The sequence below is a fragment of the Sulfitobacter sp. UBA4523 genome (genome assembly GCF_002388305.1).
Taxonomy (GTDB): domain Bacteria; phylum Pseudomonadota; class Alphaproteobacteria; order Rhodobacterales; family Rhodobacteraceae; genus Sulfitobacter; species Sulfitobacter pontiacus.
Window position 1 is genome coordinate 29071 of the sequence record NZ_DGMH01000042.1, and the last position, 5422, is coordinate 34492.

Annotated in this window: 7 protein-coding genes; 2 read left to right on the plus strand and 5 right to left on the minus strand. The window is 62.2% G+C overall.

Annotated features, from left to right (window positions below):
• Nucleotides 1-56 precede the first annotated feature (56 nt).
• Both B3849_RS10240 and B3849_RS10245 read left to right on the plus strand, forming a co-directional pair.
• Nucleotides 57-584 (plus strand): hypothetical protein, encoded by a 528-nt coding sequence (locus B3849_RS10240; RefSeq protein ID WP_278425490.1) that lies wholly within the window; start codon nucleotides 57-59, stop codon nucleotides 582-584.
• A gap of 60 nt (nucleotides 585-644) precedes the next feature.
• Nucleotides 645-2015: a glutamate--cysteine ligase gene (locus B3849_RS10245; protein WP_286780092.1), complete on the plus strand. Its 1371-nt coding sequence runs from the start codon at nucleotides 645-647 to the stop codon at nucleotides 2013-2015.
• On the opposite strand, the gene B3849_RS10250 is transcribed toward B3849_RS10245, so the two are convergent.
• The 5 genes from B3849_RS10250 to B3849_RS10270 all read right to left on the minus strand — a co-directional run bounded on the left by B3849_RS10250 (nucleotide 2009) and on the right by B3849_RS10270 (nucleotide 5387).
• Nucleotides 2009-2284: a hypothetical protein gene (locus tag B3849_RS10250; RefSeq protein ID WP_286780093.1), complete on the minus strand. Its 276-nt coding sequence runs from the start codon at nucleotides 2282-2284 to the stop codon at nucleotides 2009-2011. The two genes, B3849_RS10245 and B3849_RS10250, sit on opposite strands and share 7 nt — an antisense overlap.
• A 4-nt stretch (nucleotides 2285-2288) precedes the next feature.
• Complete coding sequence (plsY, locus tag B3849_RS10255) at nucleotides 2289-2900, minus strand: glycerol-3-phosphate 1-O-acyltransferase PlsY (protein ID WP_005849669.1); 612 nt, start codon at nucleotides 2898-2900, stop codon at nucleotides 2289-2291.
• Between the two features lie 2 nt (nucleotides 2901-2902).
• Entirely contained in the window at nucleotides 2903-4183 is a 1281-nt protein-coding gene (pyrC, locus tag B3849_RS10260; RefSeq protein WP_278375136.1) for a dihydroorotase, read from the minus strand.
• A 155-nt stretch (nucleotides 4184-4338) separates the two neighbouring features.
• Complete coding sequence (locus B3849_RS10265; protein ID WP_184581507.1) at nucleotides 4339-4875, minus strand: hypothetical protein; 537 nt, start codon at nucleotides 4873-4875, stop codon at nucleotides 4339-4341.
• Complete coding sequence (locus tag B3849_RS10270; RefSeq protein ID WP_074634741.1) at nucleotides 4872-5387, minus strand: hypothetical protein; 516 nt, start codon at nucleotides 5385-5387, stop codon at nucleotides 4872-4874. Before B3849_RS10270 ends, B3849_RS10265 begins: the two co-directional genes overlap by 4 nt.
• Nucleotides 5388-5422: the final 35 nt, after the last annotated feature.

Consider the following 5422-nt stretch of genomic DNA (forward strand, 5'->3'; position numbering starts at 1 on the left):
CCCCACGCCCCCGTGGAGTTTATCTGGCAAAATGAAGCCTACAGCAGGAGAGCACGATGAGTTTTCTGCGACCTGAGGCGAAGGCTGAACTGTGGCGTTGGCGCGAGGTTCTGGGTGGAATCGTGGTCGCTTTGATCGGACTTTGGCTGGTGGCGGGGCCGGGGTTGCTGTTGGCGATACCGGGCTATGCGCTGATCCTTGCGGGGGTGATCTTTGTCTGGATCGGCGGACAGCGGGTGCGGTTTCGCAAGACCGGACTCGGGGCCGGAGCGGTGCAGGTGGATGAGGGGCAGATCGCCTATTTCGGCCCCCTGACCGGCGGCGTCATCGCCCTACGCGAGATGGAGCGTCTGAGCCTTGAGCGCGGGGCCTATCCGGCGCATTGGAAACTGGAACAGCCTGGACAAAATCCCGTGATGATCCCCGTGGATGCCGCGGGGGCGGACGCGCTTTTTGACGCTTTTGCCGCACTTCCGGGGCTGCGTACCGAAAGAATGTTGGCCGAATTGGCCGATGACAAGACCCTGTCCGTCGTGATTTGGGAGCGACGTTCGATGCGGCCGGCCTCGACCCTGTTGCATTGACACCCCGTCCAAATCGCACCATCCCTTAGACCACAGAAATTGAACTCGGAGCCACCCCACATGTCTATCCCTCAATCCGGCGGCGGCCCGATCGAAAGTTACGACCAGCTGGTCAACTACCTCGCGGACGGGTGCAAGCCCAAGCAGGATTGGCGCATCGGTACCGAGCACGAGAAATTCGGCTACAACAAAGAGACGCTGCTGCCTTTGCCCTATGAGGGCGATTGTTCGATCCGCGCCATGTTGGAAGGGCTGCGCGACGGCCACGGCTGGGATCCTGTGGAAGAGGGCGGCAAGCTGATCGGGTTGGTCAAGGACGGGGCCAATATCTCGCTCGAGCCGGGCGGTCAGTTGGAGCTGTCGGGCGCGCCCGTCGAAACCATCCACGAGACCTGCGACGAGGTGAACACCCACCTGCGCGAAGTGCGCGATGTGGCGGACCGGATCGGCGCGGGGTTCATTGGCTTGGGCGCGGCACCGGAATGGTCCCACGACCAGATGGATCTGATGCCCAAGGGCCGGTACAAGTTGATGAACGAATATATGACCAAGGTCGGCACGATGGGCCGGGTCATGATGCGTCGGACCTGCACGGTGCAGGTGAACCTTGATTTCGGGTCCGAGGCGGACATGGTGCAAAAGCTGCGCGTGGCACTGGCCTTGCAACCTGTCGCGACGGCGCTGTTTGCGAATTCGCCGTTTTTCGAAGGCAAGCCCAACGGCCATAAATCATGGCGCAGCCGCGTGTGGCGTGATCTGGATGCGGCGCGTACGGGCATGTTGCCCTGGGTGTTTGAAGACGGCATGGGTTTTGAACGTTGGGTGGAATATGCGCTCGATGTGCCGATGTATTTTGTTTACCGCGATGGGAAGTATATCGATGCCCTGGGGCAGTCTTTCCGCGACTTCCTGAAAGGCAAGCTGCCTGCGCTGCCCGGGGAAATGCCGACGCTGAGCGATTGGGCGGACCACCTGACCACCGCCTTCCCCGAGGCGCGGATCAAGAAATTCATCGAAATGCGCGGTGCTGATGGCGGGCCGTGGCGTCGTCTGTGTGCCTTGCCCGCGTTTTGGGTCGGGTTGACCTATGACCAACAGGCGCTGGATGGTGCGTGGGATCTGGTTAAAGACTGGGATGCCGAAACGCGCGAGGCGCTGCGGGTCGCGGCCTCTGTCGACGGGTTGCAGGCCAAGGTGGGCGGCGTGCGCATGCATGACATCGCGCGCGAGGCCGTGGCCCTGTCCGAACAAGGTCTGAAAGCACGGGCTCGCAGCGGTGCCGGAGGGATGGTTCCAGACGAGACGCATTTCCTGAACGCGCTGAAGGAAAGCATCGAGACCGGCAAGGTCCCTGCGGACGAGCTGCTGGAGGATTATGACGGTAAGTGGAAGGGCGACCTCAGCCGGATCTACGCCGATTATTCTTACTGATCCTCAATGATCAGCCCGCGGACAAAGGCGATGACCTTGGCCGCGGGCATTTCGCAGGGATAAAGACGTGTGCCGCTGGCAAGCGCATAGAGGTTCAGGCTGATATAGTCCGGACCGCCTAATTCCTCGGCAACCAGTTTCCAGCTTTTACCTGAATTAAAGGTGCTTTTTGACCAAACATAGCGGCGGGTTTGATATCTGCCGGTGTGAGTGCCGTCGGGCAGCGCGTGGAACGCGTCCAAAAAGCGCGCGTCTACGGTAGCCGTCACAGGGTCAGTCTTTCTTGGCACCGATTTTGGGTTCGGTGCCCGCGCGGATGCGTTTGATGTTCTCGCGGTGGCGCCAGAACACCAGCAGGGTCAGCAGGATGCCCAGAAACAAGGCGCTGCCGTAGCCCAGGAAGATCATAAAAAAGGTCGATGCCGCGGCGGATGCCAGCCCCCCGATGGACGAGGTGCGGGTGACGGCCATGGCGATCAGCCACGCCAGACAGCAGGCGAGGCCGACGGGCCATGCAAGGGCCAGCAACACACCAAGGAATGTCGCGACACCCTTGCCGCCCTTGAACCCCAGCCAGACCGGATAGCAATGGCCCAGCATCGCGGCCAATGCGGCAATTTGGGCCGCGTCCTCGCCCGCGAAGAGCCGTGCCAGGAGCACTGCAACGGCCCCTTTGCCCCCATCCAGGATCAGCGTCAGCGCCGCCGCTTTCTTGGAACCAGTGCGCAGCACATTGGTGGCACCGATATTGCCCGACCCGATGCTGCGCAGATCGCCCAGATTCATTGCGCGCGTCAGCACCATGCCAAAGGGGACCGACCCGATCAGATAGGCCGCAACGGCCCAGAACAGGAGCACGAATAGGGAAGAGTCGATCAGGGGCATATTCAGGAGGCCTTATAGATGCAGGTGCCGGAAACGTAAGTTTCCAAGACCTTACCTTGCATGCGCATCCCGTCAAAGGGGGTGTTGCGCGATTTCGACCGCAAAACCTCGCGGTTCATCACGAAAGGCGCGCCATCATCAAACAGCACCAGATCGGCGGGGGCACCGACGGACATCCGCCCCCCGGGCAGCCCCAGACGTTTCGCAGGGTTGAACGACAGCGCACGCCACAATGTGGCGATGTCGATCATCTCGGAGTGGACCAGTCGCAAGGCTGCGGGCAGCAGGGTTTCCAATGCGACGGCCCCCGATGCGGCTTCCTCGAACGGGAGCCGTTTGGATTCCTCGTCCTGCGGGGTGTGCATGGAACAGATGATATCGATCAAACCAGAGGCCACGGCCTCTACCACGGCGATGCGATCCTCTTCGTCGCGCAGGGGGGGCTTGAGCTTGAAGAAGGTGCGGTAGTCGGCCACATCCAGCGCGTTCAGCGTCAGGTGGTGGATGCCGACCCCGGCGGTGATATCCAGACCGTTCTTCTTTGCGCGCTCCAGCGCGGGCAGGGCGCGGGCGGTGGTGATCTGGTCGGCGTGATAGCGGGCACCGGTCATTTCGATAAGGGCGATGTCGCGGTCCAGCCCCATGCGTTCAGCCATGGGCGAGACGGCAGGCAGCCCGCGCAACGACGCGAATTTACCAGAGGTCACCGCCGCCCCCTTGCTCAGGATGGGTTCCTGCGGGTGCGCGATGACAAGCGCGCCAAGGCTACGGGCATAGGTCAGCGCGCGGGAGAACACTTTGGTATCCGTCACCACGCGATCACAATCGGTAAAGCCCACGGCACCGGCATCCATGAGAAACCCGATCTCTGTCATCTCGCGGCCTTCGCGGCCCTTGGTCAGCGCAGCCATGGGCACGACGTTGACCGGCGCGGCCTCGTTCGCACGGCGGGTGACGAATTCAAGCACTTCGGGGCTGTCGATGGTGGGGTCGGTGTCGGGGCGGGTGACCATTGTCGTGACCCCACCCGCAGCCGCTGCCAGCCCCGCAGAGCGGAAGCTTTCCTTGTGCCGCTCCCCGGGTTCACAAACCTTGACGCCCAGATCGACGATACCGGGGGCCAGGTATTTCCCACCGCAATCCACGACCTGCGCATCCCCGGGGATCGGTGCGGTATCGTCCAGTACCGCCGCGATCTTGCCATCCTCGACCCGAAGCGTGCCGCGGGTGACGGTGCCTGCTTCGGGGTCGATCAGCTGCGCGTTGATAAAATGCAGGGTCATGGAGGGGCCTTCGTCGTTAGGAAAACAGGGGTGCCGCAGGGGCAGTCAGAAAGGTCAGGACCCGATCCACACCATCATGCCCGCCACGCCAAAGGCGACAAGCAGGGCAATCATGGCGATACGGCCGGACATCTTGGGATCGGGTTTGGGTTCTTTCACAGCAGCCACCATAGAATAAGACCGATCAGCACGATCACCGCCAAAAGCAGGATCATACCGCCGGCGCCGCCCTTGGGCGGGGATTTCGGGGTCATATCCGCGGCACCGGTGTAGGGCTGCGCGGAGTCAGCCTCAAGCGGGGTGACGGACATATCGGGCTGCGCCTCGCCATAGGTGCCGATCATCGTCAGTTCGGGGCCAAGGTCCAGCGTCGCTTCCTGCCCGTCAAAGGCCGAGGAGAACAGCAGCAACACATAGCCGTCCAGCGCATCTAATCGCGCGCGGTCGCGGCTGATCTGTTCACGCGGCACCGCATAGCCATCCCCCAGATAGGAGGCGAGACCTACGCCGGTCAGATCAGACACGGGGAACAGTTCGGCCGCGCCTTCGGGCATAGGGCGGCCCAGCAGATCAGCAATCAACGCCTCTTTGCTGTCGTTGCGCAGGTCGCGGGCCAATTCGTCAATCGGGCGGTTCACGGCAAACAGGCGGATCTGGCCGATCTCGCCCTTGGGGATTTCGAGTTGTGTCATCGTGTTGCACCTTTGTACGGGGTTACCATCAATGCACTTAATCTGTCGCTGTCTTCGACATATTCAAATCCTAGATGCGCGGCGCGTGCCGGATTGCCCGGCTGTTCATGCCGGATAAAGAAAACCGACGGCGGGCTGGTCGGGCGCAGATCGGGTTTCGTCTCGGCGCTGCGGGGGAAAGCTTTGGCACGGGTGCCGTCGCGGGTCAGTTTGAAAAACAGGGCGCGGTGGTTGGTCAGCGCATAGCGGGTACGGCGCAGGTCGGTCAGACGTTTCATCCCGCGCAGCAACGACAGCGCCACCAGCGCGACGATCACCGCCACCACGACCGATTGCGACACGGGCAGGGTGTTGCCTCGCAGCACAAATGCCCCCGCGATCACGGTGCCAATGGCCCCGACAAAGGGGCCGAACAGCTGAAAGTTGCGCAGCGACAGCTTGGGGCGGGGGCGCCCCGTCCAGAGCAGCTCTTCTTCGGGTTCAAGCAGGTCTTGCCAAAAACGATCGCTCATGACGCAGCCTCTATCGCTTGGGCAAGGCGGGCCTT